This is a genomic window from Actinoallomurus liliacearum, from assembly GCF_039542035.1.
In the GTDB taxonomy this organism is placed as follows: Bacteria; Actinomycetota; Actinomycetes; order Streptosporangiales; family Streptosporangiaceae; genus Actinoallomurus; species Actinoallomurus liliacearum.
The window spans coordinates 226,797-249,621 of record NZ_BAABHJ010000032.1; the positions used below are offsets into that span (position 1 = coordinate 226,797).

A 22,825-nucleotide genomic window follows, 5' to 3' on the forward strand; every position below is an offset into this window, starting at 1 on the left:
ACATGTCGCAGCATCCGGTGTGGAATTCGCCGCAGATGACCGCAGCCCAGGCAGCCGGGGACCTGGGCACAGTGGTGCGGCTGGTCCGCCGCGCCCACGCTCTGACCCAGAGCGAACTCGGGAGCGCATTACACGTCTCGGCCTCAACGATCTCCCGGCTCGAGACCGGACGCCAGCCGCTCACCGACACCGGCATCCTGAAACTGCTGGCCGAACTTCTGGCGATCCCGCCGGAAGTCCTCGGCCTTGCCGCCGACGAACGACCGCGAAACGCCGTCATCACCACGACCGCCGTACCGGTCACCCCCCGGCCCGTTAGCGTGGGCGGTGATTCTGGTGATGTCGACGAGGGCGGTGAAGACCCGGTGCAACGGCGTCAACTCCTGGCCAAGCTTGCGGTGGCCGCCGGTGCGACCGCCATCACGCCGAAGCTGGTCGCCGCGTCGGCCGCTCGTGCGGCGGACGCCAATGATCCCGGTGCGCTACTCGTCGCCCGCATCGAAGACGTGCTGCTCGGCCCGCGCTCAACTGTCGCTCCTGCACCGCTGCCGACGCTGCGCGGCATCCTGTCCGGTGTCGTCCGTGACTTTCAAGCCTGCCAATACGCGAAGCTGGCCGACCGGCTACCCCGCTTGGTCGCCGCGGCCGAGGCGACGCACGATCACGCTGACGATGGCGATCGCCGGGAGGCCACCGCGATCCTGGCCCATACCTACAACGTGACCACCCGAATGCTGATCAAACTGGATGAGGATCACGTTGCCTGGATCAGCGGCGACCGCGCCCGCACTGCCGCCAAGAACGGTGACGACGTCCTGACCTTCGCTGAAGCGACCAGGAACCTGTGTATCCTCACCCGCGCTGCCGGGCGCCATGACAAGGCCCGTGACCTAGCCATCGATGCCGCTCAGCAGCTGCAGATAGCCGATAGCCCCGGCCAGAAGATCGATCGGCTTCACCTGTCCCAACGCGGACTATTGCTGTCCACGGCGGGCTATTCCGCCGCCAAATCCGGCGACCGCGCCGGCAGTAGACAGCTCCTGGACGAGGCCGCCGCAGCCGCCGACCGCCTCACCGGCGAAGCCCGCGACAACTGGATGGGATTCGGCGCTCCAGGGGTTCGCCTCTATCGGGTCAGTTCCGCCCTTGTCCTCGGTGATGCCGGAACTGCGATCGACCACGCCCGCCATGTCCGTCCCGCCGAGCTGCCGACCGTCGAAAGACGAGCCCGTTACTGGGTTGACGTCGCCCGCGCGTTCGCCCTGTGGGGCAAATATGAGGACTGCTATCGAGCCCTGCTGGCGGCCGAACGGGCCGCGCCGGAAGAAACCCGCTCGTTGCCCGTCGTACGCACTCTCGTCCAGGCCCTGGTCGCCAATACCCGGCGCTCCACCGCACCCGGCCTGCGGGAGTTCGCATCCCGCGTCAACGCCCCGATCTGACCGAGTCGGGTCCCTCAGCGAGCGAATCCCGCCAAACACACCGGACACGCCCCGGGAATGGCCGGGAGCCGTGTCGCTAAAGGCTTGACTGGGCTTGGCGGATGGCGTGTTCGGGGCGGTGGGTGGTGGTGCCGCTGTCGATGACGATGGTCTGGCCGGTGATGCAGCGGGCCTCGTCGGAGGCGAGGAAGGCGACCAGCGCCGCGACGTCCGCGGGTTCGGCCGCGTACGGCAGGACCCGTTCGGCGGCCTTCTCGGCCAGCCGTTCGGGCGTCATCACGGCGCGGGCGACGTCGGTCAGGACGAGGCCGGGGGCGACGGCGTTGCAGCGGATGCCCCGGTCGCCGTACATGGTCGCGACGTAGCGCGTGAGCGAGGTCAGGGCGGCCTTGGCGGAGCCGTACGCCGCGTGGTCCGTGTCACCGAGCAGGCCCGACACCGACGACGTGTTGACGATCGCGCCGCCGGTCCGCATCGCCGGCACGGCGTGCTTGCAGCCGAGCATCGCCCCGCGCAGGCTCACCGCGAGCGTCCGGTCCCACACCTCGACGTCCATGGCGGTGAGGTCCAGGTCGCGACCGTAGACGTCGCGACCGAGCGCGGCGGCGTTGTTGTGCAGCACGTCGAGGCGCCCGAACTCCCGTACGGTGTCGGCGACCATCCGGCGTACGGCCTCCTCGTCGCCGACGTCCGCCGCCAGGGCGAGGGCCGTGGCCCCCGTCCTCCGCAGGATCTCGGCCGTCTCGCGCGCGGTGTCGTACCGGATGTCGGCGACCGCCACCCGCGCGCCCTCGGCCGCGAGTCGCACCGCGACGGCGCGGCCGATGCCCGACCCGCCGCCCGTGACGAGCGCGACGCGGTCCGTGAACCTCACCACTCGACCAGGAGGGTGGGGATGCCGCGGCCGACCAGGCTCTTGCGGTAGGCGACGTCCTGGTCCGGGACGAGGCGCAGGCCGGGCAGCCGGGCGGTGATGCGCTCGAGGGCGATGCGGAGTTCGAGGCGGGCGAGCGCGGCGCCGACGCAGTGGTGGATGCCGTAGCCGAAGACCATGTGGTCGCGGGCGTTCGGGCGGCGGATGTCGAACCGCTCGGGGTCGGGGAACACCGTCTCGTCGTGGCCCGCGGAGTCGGCGTGCAGGAACACCTCCGCGCCCGCCGGGATCCTGACGCCGTGCAGGGTGACGTCCTCGGTGGTGCGGCGGAAGCTGCCGAGGCTGGCGCCGTCGATGCGCAGCGTCTCCTCGATCAGGTTGGGGATGAGCGCGGGGTCGGCGACGACGGCCGCCCAGGACGCGCGGTCCCGCTGCATGCGGTGGACGGCGTTGCCGAGGCTGTTCGGGACGGTGTCGTTGCCGCCGAGCAGCAGCGCGCTGATGGTCTCGACGACCTCCCGGTGCGACAGGCCGCCGGGACCGGTGTCGATGAGCTCCGCCATGAGGCCGGCGAAGTCGTCGCGGGGTTCGGCACGGCGTTCGGTGACGAGACGGTCGACGTAGTCGAGGTACTTCAGGAAGTCCTGGGCGAGTTCGCGCTGGCGGGCGGGCGGCTGCGGGGACAGGAACAGCTGGAACCAGGAGTACACCCACTGCTTGACCTGGTGCTCGTCCTCGGGCGGCACGCCGATGAACGCCGCCGTCAGCCGCGCCGACGGCGGATGCGCGAGGTCCGCGACGAGGTCGGCGTGCCCCTGGGGCTCGACGGCGTCCAGGACCGCGTCGACCTGGGTGGCGAACGCGTCCCCGAGCCGCTCGACGGCGCGCGGGGTGAACGCGCGGGAGATGGCCCGGCGGATGCGGGTGTGCTGCGGCGGGTCGACGTTGGCGGCGAAGTTGTCGAGGAACGACCGGTGCTCGCCGAGCGACTCCTTGACCTCGTCGGTGAGCGTACGGGAGATGGTGAGCGAACCGATGGAGGAGAACCGGCGGTGGTCGCGGTAGGCGTCCCGTACGTCGGTGTAGCGGGTGAGCACCCACATGCGCAGGTGGTCGCTCCAGAACACCGGCCGCTCGTGGCGCAGGCGGGTCAGGAAGGGGTACGGATCGGCGACGTGCCAGTCCGCGGTGACGTCGAAGTCGGTCGCCGTCTCGGGTCCGCTCACGATCCGCCTCTCAGGACGCGCCGGGGGTTGTCGACCAGCATCTGGTGGATCTGCTCCTCGGTGACGCCGCGCTCGCGCAGGGCGGGGAGCACGTCCCGGGAGATGTGCAGCAGGTGGTAGTTCGGGTGCCGGCGCCGTACGACGTCGGGGTCGAAGCGGTCGTTGAAGCAGTACGAGTCGTGGGACAGCACCATCCGGCCGGCGTGCCCGCGCTCGCACAGCGCGGCGACGGTCGCGACCCGGTCCTCGAACGAGGTGAACTCGATGCCGAACCGGTCCATGCCGAGATACGAGCCGTTCGCGATGAGCTCCTCCAGGTAGGCGAGGTCGGTGGAGTCGCCCGCGTGGCCGATGACGACGCGGCCCAGGTCGACGCCCTCGGCGGCGAGGAGCTTCTGCTGGTCGAGCCCGTTGCGGGTGGCCGACTCGCTGTGGGTGGTGATCGGCACGCCCGTGGCGCGGTGGGCCTCGGCGACCGCGCGCATCACCCGCTCCACGCCGGGGGTGATGCCCTGCCGCCCGGTCGCGCACTTGAGCATGCCCGCCCGCACGCCCGTACGGCCGATGCCGTCGGTGATGTCGCGGACGAAGAACTCGGCCAGCCGGTCCGGGCCGCCGAAGAGCGTGCCGGGCCCGCGGTTGCCGAAGTACGGCGGCAGCGCGTCGTAGGTGTAGAGGCCGGTCGCGACGACGATGTTCAGCTCGGTCCGCTCGGCCACGCGCTGGACGGCGGGGACGTACCGGCCGAGGCCGACCACGGTGAGGTCGACGATCGTGTCGACGCCCGCGGCCTTCAGCTCGTCGAGCTTTCCCGCGGCCTCGCGGGCGCGTTCCTCCAGGTCCCAGCCCTCGGGGAGATCCGGCCAGTTCCAGAGGATCTCCGGGCTGAGCCCGAAGATGTGCTCGTGCATCAGCGTCGCCCCGGGGTCGGCCACCGGGCCGCGAACGGTCTGCACCATGTCACTCCACCGGGATGAGGGGGAACTTCGGGTGGTCGAAGGGCCGGTTGACCTCCAGGCCCAGCCCGTCGGTCTGGCCGTACGGCGCGCCGGTGTAGAGCGCGGCGGCGTCGAAGTAGGTCGCGGTGAACGACAGGCGCGGGGTGTTCCGGCGGTTCTGCGGCGCGCCGTGGACGGTCAGCGCGCTGTGCACGGTGGCGTCTCCGGCCGTCAGGTCGAGGGACGGGGAGAGCTCCAGGTCGCGCAGCCAGGGGTGGCGGGTCAGCGCGTCGTCGCCCTCCCGGACGAAGGTGCGGCCCAGCGTGCCGTGCCGGTGCGACCCGGTGAAGAACCGCAGGGAGCCCATGTCGGCGGGCACGTCGGACAGCGCCAGCCACACGGTCAGCATCGCCGAGGTGTCCATCGGCATCCAGGGGAAGTCCTGGTGGAAGACGGTCCGGCCGTGCCGGCCCGGTTCTTTGACGAGCACGTTGGTGACCTGCAGCCGTACCCGCTCGACGCCCGTCAGCAGGCGCGCCGCCGCGCGGCCGAGTGCCGGGGACGTCGCCAGCGCCCGGAAGTCCTCGTCCCGGTCGGCGATGTCGCGATCCTGCCCGAACGCCTCGTCGACGAAGCCCGCGCCGGGTGCCCGGCGGCGGGCGGCGAGGTGGTCGAGGGCGCGCTGCCGCAGCCGGTCGACGAAGTCCGGTCCGACGAGGCCGGGCAGCCGCACCCAGCCGTTGGCGCGGAAGAAGCGGACCTCTTCCTCGGTCACGTCCCGTACGGGTGCAGCCATCGACACCGCCTCGAATCGCCGCCACGGGCCTGGCCGCGGACCCCGTCGCGTCGAACGGCCCGCCCGGCGACCACGCTCGATCGCCGGAAACCGCTCGGTCGACGGACGCCGCGACGCCGTCCTGCCGCGACGATAGACGCTCACTCGGCAGCGAGCAAGCGCTTGGTATAGCCTTGTGGGGTGAAGCGCCCGTTCCGTTTCGGCGCCGTCCTCCGCGACGCGGACACGGCCGCCGCGTGGGCCGCCAAGGCCCGCCGGCTCGAGGACTCCGGCTTCGACGTCCTCCTCGTCCCCGACCATCTCGTCGGCCCCCGGTTCGCGCCGATCGCCGCGCTGACCGCCGCGGCGTGCGCGACCACCCGGCTCCGGGTCGGCACGCTGGTGTTCGCCAACGACTTCCGGCACCCGGCCGTGCTCGCCAAGGAGGCGGCGACGATCGACCTGCTGTCCGGCGGCCGGCTCGAGTTCGGCCTCGGCACCGGGTGGATGGCCCGGGACTACGCGGGCGCCGGGCTACGGCTCGACCCGCCCGGCGCCCGGATCTCACGCCTCGCCGAGGCGATCCAGGTGCTCAAGGGGCTGTGGCGCGGCGGCCCGTACTCCTTCACCGGCGAGCACTACACCCTCAGCGGGCTGGAGCAGCGGCCGCTTCCCGTACAGCGCCCGCACCCCCCGCTGGTCCTGGGCGGCGGGGGCCCGCGGATGCTGCGCCTGGCCGCCCGGGAGGCCGACGTCGTCAACCTCACCCTGCGGGTGCGCGCGGACGGCTCCGGACCGGACACCGCGGACGGCGGCCCCGACGCCTTCCGGCGCAAGATCGAGATCGTACGGGAGGCGGCGGGGTCCCGGTTCGAGGCGATCGAGCTGGGCACGTCGGTGCTGCGGGTCGGCCCGGGCCGTACGGCCGAGGCGTGGAGCGCCGCCGACCCCGCCGCGCAGTCCGGAACCCCGCAGGTGCTCACCGGCGGGACGCCGGCCGTCTGCGACGCGCTCCGGCGCTGGCGCGACGACCTCGGCGTCTCGTACTACGTCCTGCACAACGAGGCCGACCTCGACGCGTTCGTTCCCGTCGTGGAGCGCCTGGCCGGCACCTGACCGGTCAGGCGGGCGCGAGGCGGGAGCCCGGGTACGGGGACAGAAGCGTCTCCCGCCAGGTGCCGTCGAGGAACTCGCGGGCGCGCTTGCGCCAGGCGAGCAGGCGTTCGTCGGCGTCGATCTCGTCGTCCAGCCCGAGCGCGGCGTCGTACGACCGCTGCAGCGCGAGGTGGGAGTCGAGGTCGGTCGCCCAGACGGTGACGACCTCGGTGTCGCACAGCAGCACCTCGTACAGGCCGACGGGGCGGTGGCCGTGGTCGGCGAGCAGGGGGACGCGCTCCTCCCGGACCGCCGCCAGGTAGTCGAGGGCCGCGCCAGGCCGTACGCGGGCGCTCTCGAGGACGAAGAACTCCGCGCCCGTCGCGTCGGCCAGGGCCGGGCCGCCCGGGGCGGCGCCGAGCGGCCGGGAGTAGGCGGTGAAGCGCAGGTCGTCGACGGAGGACAGGAAGAGGTTCTCCTTGACGCCGGTGTAGATCTCCAGCATCTGCCGCCACCCGCCGTCCCAGCCGCCGTGGCAGTCCCACAGCGTGACGACCTTGAACTGCGGATGCCCGGTGATGCCGACGGCGTAGAAGGCGCCGACCAGGTCGATGTCGCGCGAGCGGATCGACCGCCCCTTCGTGAGCACGTGCCGGCCGGGTTCGAGCGTCTCGTCCTCCTTCTTGTACTCGGTGAGCCACCGCAGGTACTCCAGCGGCCGCCGTGAGTTCATCGGATGGAACTCGACCTCTTCCAGCAGACAGATGCCCCGCCGCATGCGCCGCTCCCGTCGTTCCGGCCCGCACCCGCCTCTTGGCAAGCGCTTGCTTGGGACATTAGAGAGTCGGCCCGGCGGCGGCAAGCCCGCCGTCATCGGGCCCGCGCTGCGTGCGTCCGTACACAGAGCGTCGGAGCCGTGGCCGTTATGATCACGCCGTGCCGACCGTCGTCCCCCGCCTCCGGAGCCCCGTTCGCGGTCGCCTGATCGTCTGCGGTGACACGCCGCTCGCCTTCCGGCTGGCCGACGAGTTGTCCACGCGTTACCTGCAGGACGTCACCGTCATCGTGCCCTCCAAGAGACGCAACCACGGGCCGCAGATCGCCGAGCTGCCCCGCGTCCGGGTGCACGAGGCGGCGGAGCTGGACGACGAGGCGTTCCGGGCCGTGCACATCGAGTCGGCGCTCGCGGTCGCCCTCGTGAGCAACAGCGAGGTCGGCAACATCCACGCGGCGCTGCGGGTCCAGGAGCTCAACCCCGACATCCGGCTGGTCGTCCGGATGTCGAACACCACCCTGGGCAACCGCATCCGCACTCTCTTCAAGGACTGCGCCGTGCTGTCCGACAGCGCGGTCGCCGCGCCGTCGTTCGTGGCCGCCGCCCTCGGGGACCTGCCGCCCAGCCACGTCCGCGTGGCGGGCCGCACCCTCTACGTCGCCCACCGCAGCGACCGGGTCCGCAACGTCATCTGCGCGCTCGCGGACACCCGCAGACCGGACGGGAGACCACGCCTGCTTCCGGTGGACCAGGAACGGGCCAACCTGGTGCTCGCGGTCGCCGACGGCACGTCGCCCACGTCCCTCTCCGGCCCCCCGGTGGTCCAGCGCCCGGTGTCCGGGCTCACCCGGAGCCTGCGCCTGCTGCTCAGCCGGCGGCTCCTCCAGGTGGCGGTCGCCCTGCTGGTGCTGGTCACCGTGGGGAGCACCGCGCTCAGCATCAGCGACGGCCACGGCTTCACGTACTCGCTGTACCTCGTCCTCCTCGACATCGCCGGCGCCGCCAACCCCGACCCGGACCTGAGCGGGGCGGCCAAGGTGACACAGGTGATCATTACGCTCGGCGGCCTCGCGCTGGTGCCCGCGATCACCGCCGCGGTCGTCGACGCGGTGGTCCGGGCCCGGCTCGCGGGGCCGCTCGAGCGGCTGCGCGATCCGATCAGCGGGCACGTCGTGGTCGTCGGCCTCGGCGGGGTCGGCCTCCGGGTGGTGTCGCAGCTCCACGACCTCGGCGTCCCGGTGGTCTGCGTCGAGGCCGACGAGGACGCGGTCGGCGTGCCCCTGGCCCGCCGTCTGGGGCTGCCGATCGTGTTCGGCGACGCCACCCGAGGGGAGACGCTCCGCGCGGCGTGGGTCGGCACCTGCCGTGCCGTCGTCACCGTCACGAGCGACGACATCGCCAACCTCGAGGCCGGGCTGAACGCCCGCGCCCTGCGGGACAACGTCCGCGTCGTACTCCGGCTGTTCGACGACGACCTGGCGGCGCGCGTGCACCGCAACTTCAAGATCCCGGTGTCGCGCAGCGTGTCCTTCCTGGCGGCCCCGGCGTTCGCCGCCGCCATGATGGAACGCCAGGTCATCGGGACGATCCCGGTCGGCCGAAGCGTCATGCTGATCGCCGACATGCCGATCGGCGAGGGTTCCGAGCTCGACGGCCGGCCGCTGCGGGAGGCGAACCTCCCCGGCGAGGCCCGCGTGCTGGCACTCGGCCGCCGCGGCCGCCCGCGCTTCGACTGGGACGTGCAAGACGGCTACCTGCTGATCCCCGGCGACCGGCTCGTCGTGCTCGCGACCCGGTCGGGCATCGGCCACATCCGCGCCCGTACGATCGGGCCGCCCGACCTGGGCTCGGTCCCGTCGCCGCGCTGACGCCCGCGACCTCCCCTGGCCGGCCGCGCGACTCAGCGCGCGACGAACTGCTCGCGGCCGCCCTCGTGGCGCGGCGACACCTGGAAGGAGCCGGTCAGGGACCCGCCGTCGAACTGCGCCCGGTTCGACGACACCTGGCCCTTGGTGCTCTTGTCGCCGGTGGGAATGATCAGGTACGAGCGGCCGTCGACCACCCCCGCGAGCACGGACGCCTCCTTGGCCTGGAGCGTCCCGCTCTTCAGCCGGAACGTGCCGGTGAGCCGGGCGAGGATCTCGTACGGGACCTCATGGGAGACGTAGTAGCCGCCCGCGTCCAGGTCGCCCTCGGCCGTGTTCATCGGGACGAGGACGAGCGCGTGCCCGGTGTCCCGGTAGGCGGAGACGAGAGGGTTCAGCCGCGGGATCAGATCGGTGTTCAGCTTGCTGAGGATGTCCTGGATGGACTGCCGGAGCGAGTCCGGCGCCGGCTCGGCGACGGGGTTCACGCCCGTGAGCAGCAGGTCGACCGGCGTCTGGCGGCCCTGGGTGACCTGCCGCTTCCAGTCCTTGCGGGTCTCGTCGAGGAGCAGGCCGGCGACGCCGCCCAGCTCCGTGCTCTCCCCGTCCAGGGTGATCTGCCCGGGATCGAGCCTCCCATCCAGCGGCCGGAGCTGCGCGTTCTTGCGGATCGCCGGGAGGTCCTCGCGTTTGGCGCCCATCGCCATGGCCATCGAGATGGCGCCGAAGTAGCCCGCCGCGCCGTCGCCGATGTCGGTGACCGCGGCCCGCTTCACCTCACCGGGGAACTCCTTGTGCCACCTCGACCACCAGTACGCCGCGCCGGCCAGCCGCTGGTTCCGCTGCTTGGGCGCGTTGAAGGCGGCGACCATGTCGTTGTAGACCATGGCCCGGTACAGCCGGGGCGTGACGGCCAGCGGGACGTCCGTGCCGCGCAGCATCTCGCCGCTCTTCCTCCACGCCTGCCAGCTCTGCTGCGTGGCGTGGAAGAGCTCGTCCGTCGCGGCGGCGAACAACGTGGCGGACAGCGGCATCCCGGACGTCGCCGAGTCCGACTTGTACGAGGGGTCGGCGACGTTCAGGATGACGGCGGGATGCCCGTCCCAGGTGGCGTAGGAGGAGCCGCCGCGCGGGATGTCGATCTTCCTTTTGCGCAGCTCGGCCGCGCTCAGGTCCGTCACGCCGTCCACGCTGACCAACCGCGCCCGGCCGCCCTCGCCGAGGATGACCCGCCGGTCCTTGAGGACCGTGCCGGGCCAGATCTTCGCCGCCTCCGGCCACACCCGGGCCGCGGCCTCCTGCACTTCGGCGGCGATGGGCTTCAGGGCCGTCGCCGCGGTCATCGGCCCGCGCTGGTGGTGGGAGCCGCCGCCGGAACATCCGGCGGCCGAGCCCAGCGCGACCGCCGTGACGAGGGCCGGCCACCGGACCTTCGCGCCGGCCGAGCCTCGGCGGCCTGAACAGAAGGATCCCGACCCGACGTACCCAGTGAACACCGCACAACCCCCGTGCCGGCCGATCTCGAACATGGGCCGGGGGGTGGCTCGCCCATCTTGACGCGGGCGATCATTCCCCGTCGTCGGTCCGGTTAACGTCCTCCCACGTCGGCAACGGTTTTCAAGCCGTTCAGGAAGGCCACGCCCGCGCGAACGTCGGCGACGGGGCCGCCGCCGGGCGCCGGCTCGGCGGCCAGGACGGTGTCCTGCTCGAGGACGTACCAGCCCTGGTAGCCGGCCTGGTCGAGCGCCGCCACGATCCCCGCCGTGTCCACGTCGCCGGTGCCGAGCGGACGGTACAGCCCGTCGCGCACGGCCTCGGTGTACGTGGCCCGGCCCGCGCGCACCCGGTCGGCGGCGCTCGCGTCGACGTCCTTGAGGTGCACGTGCGCGATGCGGTCCGCGGCCGACCGCGCCAGCGCGAGCGGGTCGGTGCCGCCGATCAGCAGGTGCCCGGTGTCCAGGCAGAGGGGTACGCCGGAGCCGGCCAGGACCCGGTCGACCTCGTCCGGGCCCTCGACGATCGTGCCGACGTGCGGGTGCAGGGCCGTCCGGCGTCCCAGCCCCGCGGCGTACGCCGCGATGCGGTCGAGATTGGTCAGCAGCGTCGCCCAGTCACGAGCGGACAGCACCGGGCGCTCGTCGTACCCGTCCCGGCCGGTGACGGCCGCGAGCACGAGCATCGGCGCGTCACCGAACCCGCGCAGCGCCCGCTCCACCTCCGGCAGCGGATCGCGCTCCGGCTCGTGCAGGACGACCGGGACGAAGCCGCCGACCGCCGCCAGACCGTAGGAGGCCAGCAGCGTCTCGCGTTCGGCCGGGTCGGCCGGCAGGAACCCGTCCGGACCGAACTCGGTCGCGGTCAGCCCCGCGTCCCGCATCTCGGCCAGCACCCGGTCCGGGGGCATCTGGTGACCCCATCCCGGTACCTCGCACACACCCCAGGAGATGGGCGCACCCGCGATCCTCACTTCCGGACCTCCTCGATCCTCACGGCGCGCCGCTCCCGGCGGGACCGGTCGCACGCCTCGGCCACGTAGAACGCCTCCAGGGCCTCCTCCGGCGGGCACGGACTCTCGGCCTGCCCGGCGGCGACCCGGAGGAAGGTCGCGAGCTCGGCCTCGTACGCCGGCCCGAACCGCTCGAGGAAGCCCTGGCAGGGCAGCGCGCCCAGCGTGGCGGCCGCCGGGCCGCCGTCGACCGGCGTCAGCGGCGTCCCGGTGTTCAGCCCGGCCGCGAGGCTGTCCTTGGCGCCGAACGCCTCGAAGCGGACGTCGTATCCGGCGCCGTTGTAGCGGGTCTCGGTGATGAGGGCGAGGGTCCCGTCGTCGAAGGTGAGCACGGCCGCGCAGGTGTCGACGTCGTCGCACGCGGCGAAGTACTCATCCCCCTTGTTGGCCCCGGTCGCCGTGACCTCGACGACCTGCCGCCCGGTCACGAACCGGACCGCGTCGATGTCGTGGACGGCGCAGTCGCGGAAGATGCCGCCGGAGACCCGGACGTACGCGGCGGGCGGCGGCGCGGGATCGAGCGTGCAGGACCGTACGGTGTGCAGCCGGCCGAGGCGGCCGGCCGCGACGGCGTCCCGGAGCGCGACGTGGCCGGCGTCGAAGCGGCGCTGGAATCCGACCTGCACGGGGACGCCCGCCGCGCGCACTTCACGAACGACTTGGAGCGTTCCAAAACTGTCCGGCGCGACCGGTTTCTCGCAGAAGGTCGGGATGCCCGCCCGCACGGCCCGGGTCACGAGTTCGGCGTGCGCGTCCGTCGCGGCGGCGACCACCAGGCCGTCCAGCCGCTCACCGAACAGGGCGTCGACCGAGTCGGCGACCGACCCGCCGTACTCCTCCGCGAGCCGGCGCGCCCGTTCCCCGTCCGGATCGGCCACCACGAAGCCGTCGACAGGGGACAGCGCGCGGAGAGTTTCTGCGTGGCGGGCACCGATGCGGCCGGCCCCGGCGAGCCCGATTCTCATAGAGTCCTCCTGGTCGGCGATCTCTATCAGGACGCCCGCGACCCGACGGGAGGCGTTTGGAACGTTCCACGTCGGATTGCGATTGTCAGGACATTTCAGACGTGCCACTTAAGCTAAACCGCGGCACGCCCCTCGTCCACGAATTGACCGGACAAGGCCGATCCGTTACCCGCGCCCCCTGCCACTCCTGCCTCGATCGAACACCAAGCGCTAGTTTGATCTCATGCGCGTTCTCGTCACCGGTGGTTCCGGATTCGTGGGCTCGTACACCGTCGCGGCGCTGCTCCGGGCGGGTCACCACGTGCGAGTGCTCGTACGCGATCCCCGCCGGGCGGCCACGGTCCTCGGCGGTGTGGGCGTCGACGCGGAGGCCGTGGAGATGTATCCCGGAGACATGCTCGACGCGAAGGCGGTCGCCCAGGCCCTCGACGGCTGCGACGCCGTCGTCCACGCCGCGGCCGCGCTCGGCGTCACCGATCCCCGCACGAGCGTCCTGGAGGTCAACGTCGCCGGCACCCGCAACGTGGTCCGCGGCGCGGTCGCCCGGGGACTCGACCCGGTGATCCACGTGTCCACGGTCGCGGCGTTCGTCCCACCGGCGGGGCCGGTGATCCGGGCGGACGATCCCCTCGCGCATCCGCGTACGGACTACGGTCTGTCGAAGGTCGCGGCCGAACGCTACGTCCGCCGCCTGCAGGCCGACGGCGCGCCCGTCACCGTCTTCTACCCCGGCGGCGTCATCGGCCCCCGGCAGCCGCACCTGGACGCGATGATGGCCGGCCTGGCCGGGGCGCTCAACCTGATCTGGCCGACGCCGGGCGGCGGTGTGTCGCTCCTCGACGTACGCGACCTGGGCGAGGCCGTGGCCCGTGCGACCGTTCCCGGTCTCGGGCCGCGCCGGTACATGCTGGGCGGGCACTACCTGACCTGGCCGGAGCTCGCCGACCGCTGCGACGCCCTCACCGGCGTGCGCTGCCGCCGGGTCCCGGTCCCCGGAGCGGGGATGATCGCGCTCGGGGCGCTGCTGGACGCGGTCAAGCGGATCCGCACGTTCGACTACCCGCTGACCCGGGACGCCGCGCGGATCATGGTGACCCTCGTGCCCTCCGACGACGCCGCGACCATCGACGCGCTCGGCCTCACGCTCCGGCCGGTCGAGGAGAGCCTCACGGACTCCCTGCGCTGGCTCGCCGCCGCCGGGCACCTGGCCCCCGCCCGCGCCGGACGCCTGGCCCCCGCTCGGGCCGGACACCCGACTCACGCCCGCGCAGGACGCCCGACCCCCGGCCGTGCCGGACGCCCCTCCCCCGCCCGCGCCGCACGGCCGACGCCTGGTCCGGGCTCAGGCGACGCAGCCCCGAACGACACCACGAGTGCCGCCCGCAGAAAGGCAGGACCTGTCATGGCACCGAGCAGGCTCAAGACCGTCATCTCCCCGCCGGTCCAGCGGATGGCCGGATCCGCGTGGTTCGCCAAGGTCGGGCCGAAGGTGGTCCCGCCCCTGGACCGCGCGCTGCACCGGCTGTCCGGCGGCCGGCTCCTCCTGGCGCAGTACATCGTGCCCAGCCTCGTGCTGACGGCCACCGGGCACCGCAGCGGCCTGCCCCGCCGGACGCCGCTGGCCTGCCTGCCCGAACCGGACGGCTCCTACCTCGTGGTCGGCAGCAACTTCGGCCGCGAGCACCATCCCGCGTGGACGACGAACCTGCTGCACGAGCCGAACGCCGAGGTCGACCACCGGGGCCGTACGATCCCGGTCACCGCACGGCTGCTGGAGGGGGCCGAGCGCGCCGAGGTCTGGCCCCGGCTGGTGAAGGTCTGGCCGACGTTCGACCGGTACGTCGAGCGCTCCGGGCGGGAGCTCCGGGTCTTCCGCCTCGAACCGCGGGACTGACCGCCCGTACGCGAACGGCGCCCCTCCCGCGAGGGAGGGGCGCCGCTCCGGAGTGCCGGATCGCCCGGCCGGTCAGGAGTACCGGACCACACGGCCCGTCAGGCGGCGACGGCGTTCCGCGTCGTCGCCGGCTCCAGCGCCAGTTCGAGCACCTCCCGGACGTCGCTGACCGGGTGGACGGTCAGCTGCTCCAGGACCTCGGCGGGCACGTCGTCCAGGTCGGGCTCGTTCCGCTTGGGGATGATCACCGTGGTGACCCCCGCCCGGTGCGCGGCGAGCAGCTTCTGCTTGACGCCGCCGATGGGCAGGACCCGCCCGGTCAGCGACACCTCGCCGGTCATCGCGACGTCCGTGCGGACGAGCCGCCCGGACAGCAGCGACGCGAGCGCCGTCGTCATCGTGATGCCGGCGCTCGGCCCGTCCTTGGGCACCGCGCCGGCGGGCACGTGGACGTGCACGCCCCGGTCCTTCAGGTCTCCCACCGGGAGCTCCAGCTCCGCGCCACGCGACCGCAGGTAGGACAGCGCGATCCGGGCCGACTCCTTCATCACGTCGCCGAGCTGGCCGGTCAGGGTGACGCCGGTGTCGCCGGTCTCCTTGTCGGCCAGCGACGCCTCGATGTAGAGCACGTCGCCGCCCGCGCCGGTGACCGCCAGGCCGGTCGCGACGCCCGGCACCGCCGTGCGCCGCTCGGACTCGTTCAGCGACGTCTCCGGCGTGAAGCGCGGACGGCCGAGGTAGTCGCGCAGGTCACCGGCGCCGACCGTCACCGGCAGCGCCTGCTCCTCCAGCGCGACCTTCGCCGCCACCTTGCGCAGCACCCGGGCGATCGCCCGCTCCAGGCTCCGCACGCCGGCCTCGCGGGTGTACTCGCCCGCGAGCAGCCGCAGCGCGTCCTCGCCGATCGTCACCTCGTCGGCGGTCAGGCCCGCCTTGTCGAGCTGACGGCGCAGCAGGTGGTCGCGGGCGATGGCGACCTTCTCGTCCTCGGTGTAACCGTCGAGGGCGACGAGCTCCATGCGGTCCAGCAGCGGGCCGGGGATGGTCTCCAGCGCGTTCGCCGTCGCCAGGAAGACGACGTCGGACAGGTCGAGCTCCACCTCGAGGTAGTGGTCCCGGAACGTGTGGTTCTGCGCGGGGTCCAGCACCTCCAGCAGCGCCGCGGTCGGGTCGCCGCGGTAGTCCGCGCCGACCTTGTCGATCTCGTCGAGCAGCACGACCGGGTTCATCGTGCCGGCCTCGCGGATCGCCCGGACGACGCGGCCGGGCAGCGCGCCGACGTACGTCCGGCGGTGACCGCGGATCTCGGCCTCGTCCCGGACGCCGCCGAGCGCCACGCGGACGAACTCACGGCCCATCGCCCGCGCCACGCTTTCCCCGAGCGACGTCTTCCCGACTCCGGGCGGGCCGACCAGGGCGAGGACGGCGCCGGACCGCCGGCCGCCGATCACACCGAGGCCGCGGTCCTCCCGCCGCTTGCGCACGGCGAGGTACTCCACGATCCGCTCCTTGACGTCGTCCAGACCCGTGTGGTCCTCATCGAGGATCCGGCGGGCGCCGGCGATGTCGTAGGCGTCCTCGGTCCGCTCGTTCCACGGGATGTCGAGGACCGTGTCCAGCCAGGTCCGGATCCAGCCGCCCTCGGGCGACTGGTCGGAGGTCCGCTCGAGCTTGTCGACCTCCTTCAGGGCCGCCTCGCGGACCTTCTCCGGCAGGTCGGCCGCCTCCACCCGCGCCCGGTAGTCCTCCTCCTCCGAGGACGGGTCACCGTTGAGCTCGTTCAGCTCCTTGCGGATCGCGGCGAGCTGCTGGCGGAGCAGGAACTCCTTCTGCTGCTTCTCGACGCCCTCCTCGACGTCCTTGCGGATCGTCTCGGCGACGTCCAGCTCCGCGAGGTGCTCGCGGGTCCAGCCGATCGCGAGTTGGAGACGCTCGGTGACGTCGGCGGTCTCCAGGATGCGCGCCTTCTGCTCGGCGCTGAGGTAGGACGCGTAGCCCGCCCGGTCGGCCATCACCGACGGGTCCTCGATCTGCTGGATCATGTCGACGACCTGCCAGGCGCCGCGCTTCTCCAGCACGCCGACGACGAGGGCCTTGTACTCCTTGGCCAGTTCGTCGGCGCGGGCGCCGAGCCCGGTGTCCTCGACCTCGGTGCCCTCCACCCACAGCGCCGCGCCGGGACCGGTCGTCCCGGATCCGATGCGCACGCGGGCGACACCGCGGACGACGGCGCCCGGCCCGCCGCCGGGCAGCCTGCCGATCTGCTCGACGACGCCGAGCGTGCCGACGGCCGCGTACTTCCCATTGATCCGGGGCACCAGCAGCACCCGCGGCTTGTCCTCCGACCGGATGCCCGGCCCCCGGGAGACGGCGCTCGCCCGCGCGGCATCGATCGCCGCCCGCACGTCGCTCTCCGACAGATCGAGCGGCACGACCATCGCGGGCAGCACGACCTCGTCGTCGAGGGGCAGCACCGGCAGGGTGACGATCTTGCTCATCAGGCCTCCAAAAGCTTGAGTCATCCACACTCAAGAAAGAAGAGCCCAGATTAATTTCCGCCCGGCCGTTCGCCGTCAGCGATCACCCACCCGTTGTCCCGTCCGCGACAGAGCCCTACATGACCCCGACCACGTTCCCCGAGCGGCGCCTGAAGAACGCCGATGGCGCCCCACCAGCGCCCTCGACACGGGCGCTGCGCAAACACCACCAAGCAGCCCGCTACTTCGCCAAGAAGCGCTACGCCGCCAACACGCTCGTCTATCACCACCACACCAACGCACCCGTGCTCGAGACCTACTACCCCCAGCCCGGCCCCTATGCCCGACAGCGCGCCCAGTTCGCCGCCGAGGCCGCGGAGTTCGTCCACCGAACATCCCGCGAGGCACCCAATAGCACCGACCGAGTGGGGGTGCTGGACGATCGTCGACTCAACAGCGGACGCCGCCGCCTGATCCTGCCAGACGGTCAACAACGCACCGTCGCCGGTGACGCGACCGACGTCGAACTCACCTCCCGCTACCAACTCGACAAGATTGCCCGCATGCCCTTGACCGACTGAAACGATCGGCTTCGGACTGCGCCCTGTCTCGCCGGCCCGGCCGCCCTGAGCCACCCCGTCATGCGACACCACCACGGCGACCCGATCGGCGCGCTGGCCGCCGCGCCGATCCGCCTTGGGCCCGTCGATGGCCACCAAGGCGGTGACCAGGCGGTCGTCGAAGGACTCGGCATCGTTGAATCCCTCGGTCGCACCGGCCTTCGGACACATGCCGAACGAGCTGTCCTTCTCGGAGATCGCCGTCCGCTGGCCAAGGTCCGGCAGACCCTCGAAATCATGCGAGCGCGGCTTAGAGAGTCTCGGTCACGGGACGGCGGCCGCCGAGGCGGGCGGGAACAGAGGTGAGCGCCGCCACCACGAGCACGGTTGCCAGCACCAGGGTGATCGGCTGCCAGGGCGCGGGAAGCGTGGCTCTGTCGCTGTCGCCGCCGGTGATCGTGTTGATGGCGGCGAACAGCAGGAAGCCTCCCGGGAAGACGCCCAGGATGGCGCCGAGGAGCGCGGGCAGCACCTGCGCGGTCGCCAGGGCGACGGTCGTTTCCTGGGGGGTTGCGCCGAGGGCGCGTGCCAGCGCCGACGCGTGCCGGTTGTCGAGCACCGTCGCCCAGGTGATGACGATGGCGTTGACCGCCGCCAAGGAGAGCAGGATGACCGTCCAGACGAGGAGCACGTGCCGCAGCACCGCCACCTGAGTTTCGGTGTATGCGCCCGTGCCTGGCTGGTCGCCGAGGAAGGCGTTGAGCACCAGCAGGACGTAGATTCCGCTGACCGTGACCGCGATGCTGACCACACCTAGTACCACCCGTCGCGGCCGGCGGGCGGCGACCCGCAGAGCGAGCAGCAGCGGGACTGGCAGTCGCGCTGAGAGAGTGATCAGCCAACCGGTGCGGCGGGGTGGGCGTGCCGCGTCGGCCAGCGCGCTGACGGTGCTGGAGCGGGCCGCGCGCACGGCCGGAACAGCGGTCGCCACCACCGCAACGCCGAGTGCCACGGCGGTCACCAGACCGATCGTGGACCAGGTCAACGACGCCGTCCCCACGCTGCCGACGAGGCCGGCACTGGACTCGGTGAGCAACGGAGCGGTCAGCGCTCCGATCGTCAGCCCGGCCGCGGCCGCGACGACGGCCACGAGGAGATACTCCGCGAGCAGCACGGCAGCGACCAGGCTCGGGGTGCCGCCGACTGTCTTGAGGAGTCCGACGCGTCGGGTCTGGTCGGCCATCCGGCCACCGACCAGGACCGAGAGACTGGCCACGGCGAGCAGGCCGAGCAGCCAGGCACCGATGAGCAGCAGGATCTGGGAGTCCCGGGCCAGGTCGGTGGCGTCGGCGCGGATGCTCTCCCAGGTCTGCATCGGCATGGCGCCGCCATGATCGCCGCCGGTCCGGTCGACGAATGCCTGGACTTTGTCCGGGTTGGCCAGCTTCAGGTTCATCACGTAGGAAAGGGAGCTTCGGTCCGAGGCGAGGCTCCGCACATCCGCCTGGGTGAGCCAGACCAGCCCGGGATTGTGCAGCAACCCCGTCGGCAGGTCCCGGTCGTTGGGGATGGCGCCGTTGATGCAGCCGGCCGAGACGATGCAGGACGCGCCGGGGTAGGGCGGCATGGCTGCGGTGACGGCGACGCCGACGACCTTGAACGACCTACCGCCCAGGGTGACCGAGTCGCCGATGCCCACATCGAGTGAGTCGGCGAAGGCGGCTTCGAGCACTACTCCGCCGTCGCTGACCCAGCCGCCTTGCGTCACCCGGGGCTGGTCGACCGCCGCGACAGTGGCGTCGCGTCCTTCGACCTGCACGTCCGACGTCCGGCCGGACGCCTCGAGCTTCCCCGCGATGACGGGGTACGGTCCGCTGTGTGCGGTGACGCCGGGGGCGGCGGCCAGTTTGCCGAGTTCCGCGAGGCCTGCGGACCGGCCGACGGTGACGACCACGTCTGGTCCCTTGGTCGCCGCCCGGGTGCTTTGGTATGGGTCGCTGGCCGCGTCGCGCAGGACGAGCCCGAGCGTCAGCGTCGTGGTAGCGGCCAGGACGGCGATCAGTAGAAGCGCGGCCTCGGTACGGCGCCGCCGGAGGTCTCGCATGGCGAGACGGATCACGAGGAGGATACGGCCCATGGTGGTCAGTCCTCCAGCCTGATACGCGCGCCGAGTTGCCCGGTGGTGCCGCCGGTCGGCCAGCTCTCGTCCATGAGCACGCCGTCGCGCATCGAGAACTTCCGGTCCGCGGTGGCCGCGATCCGCGCGTCGTGGGTGACGATGACCAGCGTCTGCCCGGAATCGTGCAGGTCCTTGAAGAGCTGGAGGACGTCCAGGGTGGCGGCGCTGTCCAGGTTTCCGGTCGGTTCGTCGGCGAGGACGACCAGCGGGTCGTTGCTCAACGCCCGGGCGACCGCGACCCGCTGCCGCTGGCCGCCCGACAGCGCGGAGGGAAGGAAGCGTGCCCGGCCGGCGAGCCCGACCTGCTTCAGCAGCTCCTCCGCACGCCGCCGGGCGGCCCGGGGCGAGCGTCCGGCCAGCAGGGCCGACAGCTCGACGTTCTCCACGGCGGTGAGTTCCTCCATCAGGTGGAAGGATTGGAAGACGTAGCTGACCTCGGTCCGCCGCATCCGGGCCAGGGCCTTCTCGCTGATGTTGTCGATGCGCCGGCCGTTCAGCTGCACCTCGCCGCCCGAGGGTCGGTCCAGGCCGCCGAGCAGGTGCAGCAGCGTGGACTTTCCGCAGCCGCTCGGCCCCATGATCGCCACCGTCTCTCCCGCGCTGACGTCGAGATCGACGCCGTCGACGGCGCGCACCAATCCTTCCCCTTTGCCGTACTCCTTCCGCAGCCCGTGGGCGCTCAGTACGGGCGTGTCGGCGGCGTCGCTCACGATCCACTCCTTCGATAGGTCCAGTTCTGCTTACGGGTCTTGAGCCGGCGCAGGTCCGCCTCAAGCGGGAGCACGATGCCCTCCGCCACCAGCGCCGCGGTCGAGCGGGTCCGGCTCGGCCCTGGCGGGGCGCTGGGTGCCGGCGATGGTGAGAGGGGCGGCCGGCCCGGCCGCTGCGGCAAGCGCGTCAAAGAAGCGCAAGCGCCTTGGCCACGCCCGGGTCGCGCCCGGGAGCGCGGGCGCGGATATGGAGCAGGCCGCCACCAGGACGACCGCGCAGAGGGATCTGATCACGGCCGCCAGCGTGGCCTGAAGCGGGTTGCACGGTCGTGAACGGATCCGTTAACGCCATTGAAACGCCGGTTCGGGTAGGAACGTCGGATGCGGATTCTGGTGGCCGAAGACGAACGCGACCTAGCCGATCTCGTGGCGGTGGGGCTGCGCCGCCATGCCATGGCCGTCGATGTCGTGTACGACGGGGCCGCCGCGGTGGAGCGCCTGGCGGTGCACGACTACGACGTTCTCGTACTGGATCGGGACCTGCCCCAGATCCACGGCGACCTCGTATGCGGTGAACTGGTGGCGCGCGGGAGCCGTACGCGGATCCTGATGTTGACGGCGGCGGCGTCGGTGCCGGAGCGAGTCGCAGGTCTCGGGATGGGGGCCGACGACTACCTGCCCAAACCGTTCGACTACACAGAGTTGGTCGCACGAGTGCAGGCGCTGGGGCGGCGCAGCCAGTCGCAGGTACCACCGGTGCTGACGCGGCACGGGATCGTGCTCGACAGGCACCGACTGCAAGCCTCGCGGGACGGGCGGCACCTGCATCTGTCACTCAAGGAGTTCGCCGTCCTGGAGGTGCTGATGAGGGCGGACGGCGCGGTCGTGAGTTCCGAACGGCTGCTTGAAGAGGCCTGGGACGAGAACGCCGACCCGTTCACCACGGTGGTGCGGGTCTTGGTCAGCCGCCTGCGGGCCAAGCTGGGGGAACCGCCGTGTATTCACACCGTTCCCGGTGCGGGATACCTGCTGTGACGACGATCCGGGTACGGCTCACGCTGATCTACTCCGGGCTGTTCCTCCTGACCTCGGTCGTGTTGCTGGTCACGGTCAACCTCCTGCTGCGCGAGGCGCTGAAGACGCGGGTCGCCCGGCTGCCCCGGGGCGGCCTGGCTCTGGGGCCGCGGCCGCAGCTACCCGGGCTGGTGAACGACGTGATCGGCTACCAGTGGGCGATGACCACCTTCACGGTGGGGATCTTGACGCTGGTCTCGTTGGCCGTCGGATGGTTGCTCGCCGGGCGGATCCTGCGGCCCATCCACCGGATCACCGCCACCGCGCAGCGGCTGTCCCTGTCGACCCTGCACGAACGGATCGCGCTCGCCGGGCCGAAAGACGAGCTGAAGGAACTGGCCGACACCTTCGACGCGATGCTCGACCGGCTCGAACGCTCCGTCGAGGGGCAGCGGCGGTTCATCGCCAACGCATCCCACGAGTTGCGGACCCCGCTGGCCGTCCAGCGGGCGGCGATCGAGATCGGGCTCCCCGAGGACGTCGGCGAGATCCGCGGCACGCTCCTGCGCCACAACCGCCGCGCGGAGAACCTCATCGACGCCCTGCTGGTCCTGGCCCAGGCCGAACACGGCCTGGACAACAGGAATCCGGTGGCCCTGGACCAGGTGGTACGGCGCGCCCTGGCGGAAACAGGTTCGGACCGCGTCACCGTGACGGGGCGGGCAGAGCCGTTCGTCGTCGACGGGGACCCTGTCCTGCTGAACCGGCTCGTCACCAACCTCCTCGACAACGCGATCCGCTACAACCATCCCGGCGGAACCGTTGAGGTAACGCTCTCCCGTGGAATGTTGACGGTCCGTAACACCGGCCCGCACGTGCCCCAGGAACGATTCGGCGACCTCTTCGAGCCCTTCCGGCAGCTGCAAACGAACCGTGGACGAGGCGCCGGGCTCGGGTTGTCGATCGTCGCTGCGATCGCTGAGGCTCACGGGGCCGACGTGCGAGCGAGCCCTAACCCCGGGGGCGGGTTGGAGCTCGTCGTGGTTTTCGCGGGATCTGAGGATGCGGTGCCTGCCACGGACGACAGTAGCCAGCGCTGACCACCGAGAGCCTGATGATGATCCGCCAGGGTGAGCGTGGCGCCTGACTCGATCTCACCCCTTGCCAATTAATGCCGAGCTGCACAAAACGCCTGTCATCCGCTCAGGATCAGCCGAAAATGCCAACTAGATCTGAACAGAAGATCGCCCCGTGACCGGATCAAGTTGACACCCCGTAGGTAGCCGAGCCCTGCGCTCGCCACCTTCACCTGGAATGGACACCCGTGTCCCGTCCGCGCGAACCCTGCCAAGTTCGGACTCACTCTGCCAGTGGGGTTGCAATTTTCGGATTAGACTGCCAACCGATTTGGGACACCTCCGGGGCTGCAATCACTCCTGAGGCGTCCAGCTCTCGTGCGGTCTCGTTCCGGCTAGGGCCTGTCCGGTAGATCTTGGCGTTCGGCTGAGGTCGATCTTGTGTCGGGCTTTG

18 protein-coding genes are annotated in these 22,825 nt (G+C 71.8%); 7 read left to right on the forward strand and 11 right to left on the reverse strand.

Annotation, left to right across the window (positions count from 1 at the left end; translation table 11 throughout):
* Positions 1–2: 2 nt before the first annotated feature.
* Positions 3–1,442, forward strand: a complete 1,440-nt coding sequence (locus ABD978_RS36255; RefSeq protein ID WP_345364821.1) for a helix-turn-helix domain-containing protein — start codon at positions 3–5, stop codon at positions 1,440–1,442.
* Between the two features lie 76 nt (positions 1,443–1,518).
* Here ABD978_RS36255 and ABD978_RS36260 read toward each other — a convergent pair whose 3' ends face one another.
* From ABD978_RS36260 to ABD978_RS36275, 4 genes are read right to left on the reverse strand one after another with little or no spacing between them, the layout of a single operon-like run.
* A complete protein-coding gene (locus ABD978_RS36260; RefSeq protein ID WP_345364774.1) occupies positions 1,519–2,316 on the reverse strand; it encodes an SDR family NAD(P)-dependent oxidoreductase in 798 nt (265 codons plus the stop codon).
* Complete coding sequence (locus tag ABD978_RS36265; protein WP_345364776.1) at positions 2,313–3,542, reverse strand: cytochrome P450; 1,230 nt, start codon at positions 3,540–3,542, stop codon at positions 2,313–2,315. The genes ABD978_RS36260 and ABD978_RS36265 overlap by 4 nt, the downstream gene beginning before the upstream one ends.
* Positions 3,539–4,501: a phosphotriesterase family protein gene (locus ABD978_RS36270; RefSeq protein WP_345364778.1), complete on the reverse strand. Its 963-nt coding sequence runs from the start codon at positions 4,499–4,501 to the stop codon at positions 3,539–3,541. The genes ABD978_RS36265 and ABD978_RS36270 overlap by 4 nt, the downstream gene beginning before the upstream one ends.
* A gap of 1 nt (position 4,502) precedes the next feature.
* On the reverse strand, positions 4,503–5,276 hold the full coding sequence (locus ABD978_RS36275) for a phytanoyl-CoA dioxygenase family protein (RefSeq protein ID WP_345364780.1): 774 nt from the start codon (positions 5,274–5,276) through the stop codon (positions 4,503–4,505).
* 180 nt (positions 5,277–5,456) lie between these two features.
* On the opposite strand from ABD978_RS36275, the gene ABD978_RS36280 reads away from it, so the two are divergent.
* Positions 5,457–6,371 carry a TIGR03621 family F420-dependent LLM class oxidoreductase gene (locus ABD978_RS36280; protein WP_345364782.1) on the forward strand — a complete coding sequence of 305 codons (915 nt, stop codon included), beginning with the start codon at positions 5,457–5,459 and terminating at the stop codon, positions 6,369–6,371.
* Positions 6,372–6,375: 4 nt separating this feature from the next.
* Here ABD978_RS36280 and ABD978_RS36285 read toward each other — a convergent pair whose 3' ends face one another.
* Positions 6,376–7,128 carry a hypothetical protein gene (locus ABD978_RS36285; RefSeq protein WP_345364784.1) on the reverse strand — a complete coding sequence of 251 codons (753 nt, stop codon included), beginning with the start codon at positions 7,126–7,128 and terminating at the stop codon, positions 6,376–6,378.
* A gap of 158 nt (positions 7,129–7,286) precedes the next feature.
* On the opposite strand from ABD978_RS36285, the gene ABD978_RS36290 reads away from it, so the two are divergent.
* Entirely contained in the window at positions 7,287–8,993 is a 1,707-nt protein-coding gene (locus ABD978_RS36290) for an NAD-binding protein (RefSeq protein WP_345364786.1), read from the forward strand.
* Positions 8,994–9,025: 32 nt separating this feature from the next.
* Here ABD978_RS36290 and ABD978_RS36295 read toward each other — a convergent pair whose 3' ends face one another.
* The 3 genes from ABD978_RS36295 to ABD978_RS36305 form a co-directional block, all read right to left on the reverse strand.
* Positions 9,026–10,333 (reverse strand): hypothetical protein, encoded by a 1,308-nt coding sequence (locus ABD978_RS36295; RefSeq protein WP_345364789.1) that lies wholly within the window; start codon positions 10,331–10,333, stop codon positions 9,026–9,028.
* Between the two features lie 245 nt (positions 10,334–10,578).
* Positions 10,579–11,457: a TIM barrel protein gene (locus ABD978_RS36300; RefSeq protein WP_345364791.1), complete on the reverse strand. Its 879-nt coding sequence runs from the start codon at positions 11,455–11,457 to the stop codon at positions 10,579–10,581.
* Complete coding sequence (locus tag ABD978_RS36305) at positions 11,454–12,461, reverse strand: Gfo/Idh/MocA family protein (RefSeq protein ID WP_345364793.1); 1,008 nt, start codon at positions 12,459–12,461, stop codon at positions 11,454–11,456. Before ABD978_RS36305 ends, ABD978_RS36300 begins: the two co-directional genes overlap by 4 nt.
* A gap of 223 nt (positions 12,462–12,684) precedes the next feature.
* Between ABD978_RS36305 and ABD978_RS36310 the strand changes: the two genes are divergently transcribed.
* Entirely contained in the window at positions 12,685–14,355 is a 1,671-nt protein-coding gene (locus ABD978_RS36310) for a nitroreductase family deazaflavin-dependent oxidoreductase (protein ID WP_345364795.1), read from the forward strand.
* 98 nt (positions 14,356–14,453) lie between these two features.
* Here ABD978_RS36310 and lon read toward each other — a convergent pair whose 3' ends face one another.
* Positions 14,454–16,853 (reverse strand): endopeptidase La, encoded by a 2,400-nt coding sequence (gene lon / locus ABD978_RS36315; protein WP_345364797.1) that lies wholly within the window; start codon positions 16,851–16,853, stop codon positions 14,454–14,456.
* Between the two features lie 119 nt (positions 16,854–16,972).
* Between lon and ABD978_RS36320 the strand changes: the two genes are divergently transcribed.
* Positions 16,973–17,413, forward strand: coding sequence for a hypothetical protein (locus tag ABD978_RS36320; protein WP_345364799.1), 441 nt, complete (start codon positions 16,973–16,975; stop codon positions 17,411–17,413).
* A 289-nt stretch (positions 17,414–17,702) separates the two neighbouring features.
* Here ABD978_RS36320 and ABD978_RS36325 read toward each other — a convergent pair whose 3' ends face one another.
* Together ABD978_RS36325 and ABD978_RS36330 are read right to left on the reverse strand one after the other, a co-directional pair.
* Positions 17,703–19,529 carry an FtsX-like permease family protein gene (locus tag ABD978_RS36325; protein ID WP_345364801.1) on the reverse strand — a complete coding sequence of 609 codons (1,827 nt, stop codon included), beginning with the start codon at positions 19,527–19,529 and terminating at the stop codon, positions 17,703–17,705.
* A 5-nt stretch (positions 19,530–19,534) separates the two neighbouring features.
* Positions 19,535–20,281 (reverse strand): ABC transporter ATP-binding protein, encoded by a 747-nt coding sequence (locus tag ABD978_RS36330; RefSeq protein WP_345364803.1) that lies wholly within the window; start codon positions 20,279–20,281, stop codon positions 19,535–19,537.
* Between the two features lie 381 nt (positions 20,282–20,662).
* Here ABD978_RS36330 and ABD978_RS36335 point away from each other — a divergent pair, with 381 nt between their 5' ends.
* Positions 20,663–21,316, forward strand: a complete 654-nt coding sequence (locus ABD978_RS36335) for a response regulator transcription factor (RefSeq protein WP_345364805.1) — start codon at positions 20,663–20,665, stop codon at positions 21,314–21,316.
* Positions 21,313–22,395 carry a HAMP domain-containing sensor histidine kinase gene (locus tag ABD978_RS36340; protein WP_345364807.1) on the forward strand — a complete coding sequence of 361 codons (1,083 nt, stop codon included), beginning with the start codon at positions 21,313–21,315 and terminating at the stop codon, positions 22,393–22,395. The genes ABD978_RS36335 and ABD978_RS36340 overlap by 4 nt, the downstream gene beginning before the upstream one ends.
* Positions 22,396–22,825 lie beyond the last annotated feature (430 nt).

What these genes read in the sequence shown, in the direction of transcription:
- ABD978_RS36325 (WP_345364801.1), bottom strand. Translation starts at nt 19,529, where the DNA reads ATGGGCCGTATCCTCCTCGTGATCCGTCTCGCCATGCGAGACCTCCGG.
- lon (WP_345364797.1), bottom strand. Translation starts at nt 16,853, where the DNA reads ATGAGCAAGATCGTCACCCTGCCGGTGCTGCCCCTCGACGACGAGGTC.
- ABD978_RS36320 (WP_345364799.1), top strand. Translation starts at nt 16,973, where the DNA reads ATGACCCCGACCACGTTCCCCGAGCGGCGCCTGAAGAACGCCGATGGC.
- ABD978_RS36285 (WP_345364784.1), bottom strand. Translation starts at nt 7,128, where the DNA reads ATGCGGCGGGGCATCTGTCTGCTGGAAGAGGTCGAGTTCCATCCGATG.
- ABD978_RS36295 (WP_345364789.1), bottom strand. Translation starts at nt 10,333, where the DNA reads ATGACCGCGGCGACGGCCCTGAAGCCCATCGCCGCCGAAGTGCAGGAG.
- ABD978_RS36275 (WP_345364780.1), bottom strand. Translation starts at nt 5,276, where the DNA reads ATGGCTGCACCCGTACGGGACGTGACCGAGGAAGAGGTCCGCTTCTTC.
- ABD978_RS36255 (WP_345364821.1), top strand. Translation starts at nt 3, where the DNA reads ATGTCGCAGCATCCGGTGTGGAATTCGCCGCAGATGACCGCAGCCCAG.
- ABD978_RS36335 (WP_345364805.1), top strand. Translation starts at nt 20,663, where the DNA reads ATGCGGATTCTGGTGGCCGAAGACGAACGCGACCTAGCCGATCTCGTG.
- ABD978_RS36305 (WP_345364793.1), bottom strand. Translation starts at nt 12,461, where the DNA reads ATGAGAATCGGGCTCGCCGGGGCCGGCCGCATCGGTGCCCGCCACGCA.
- ABD978_RS36270 (WP_345364778.1), bottom strand. Translation starts at nt 4,501, where the DNA reads ATGGTGCAGACCGTTCGCGGCCCGGTGGCCGACCCCGGGGCGACGCTG.
- ABD978_RS36310 (WP_345364795.1), top strand. Translation starts at nt 12,685, where the DNA reads ATGCGCGTTCTCGTCACCGGTGGTTCCGGATTCGTGGGCTCGTACACC.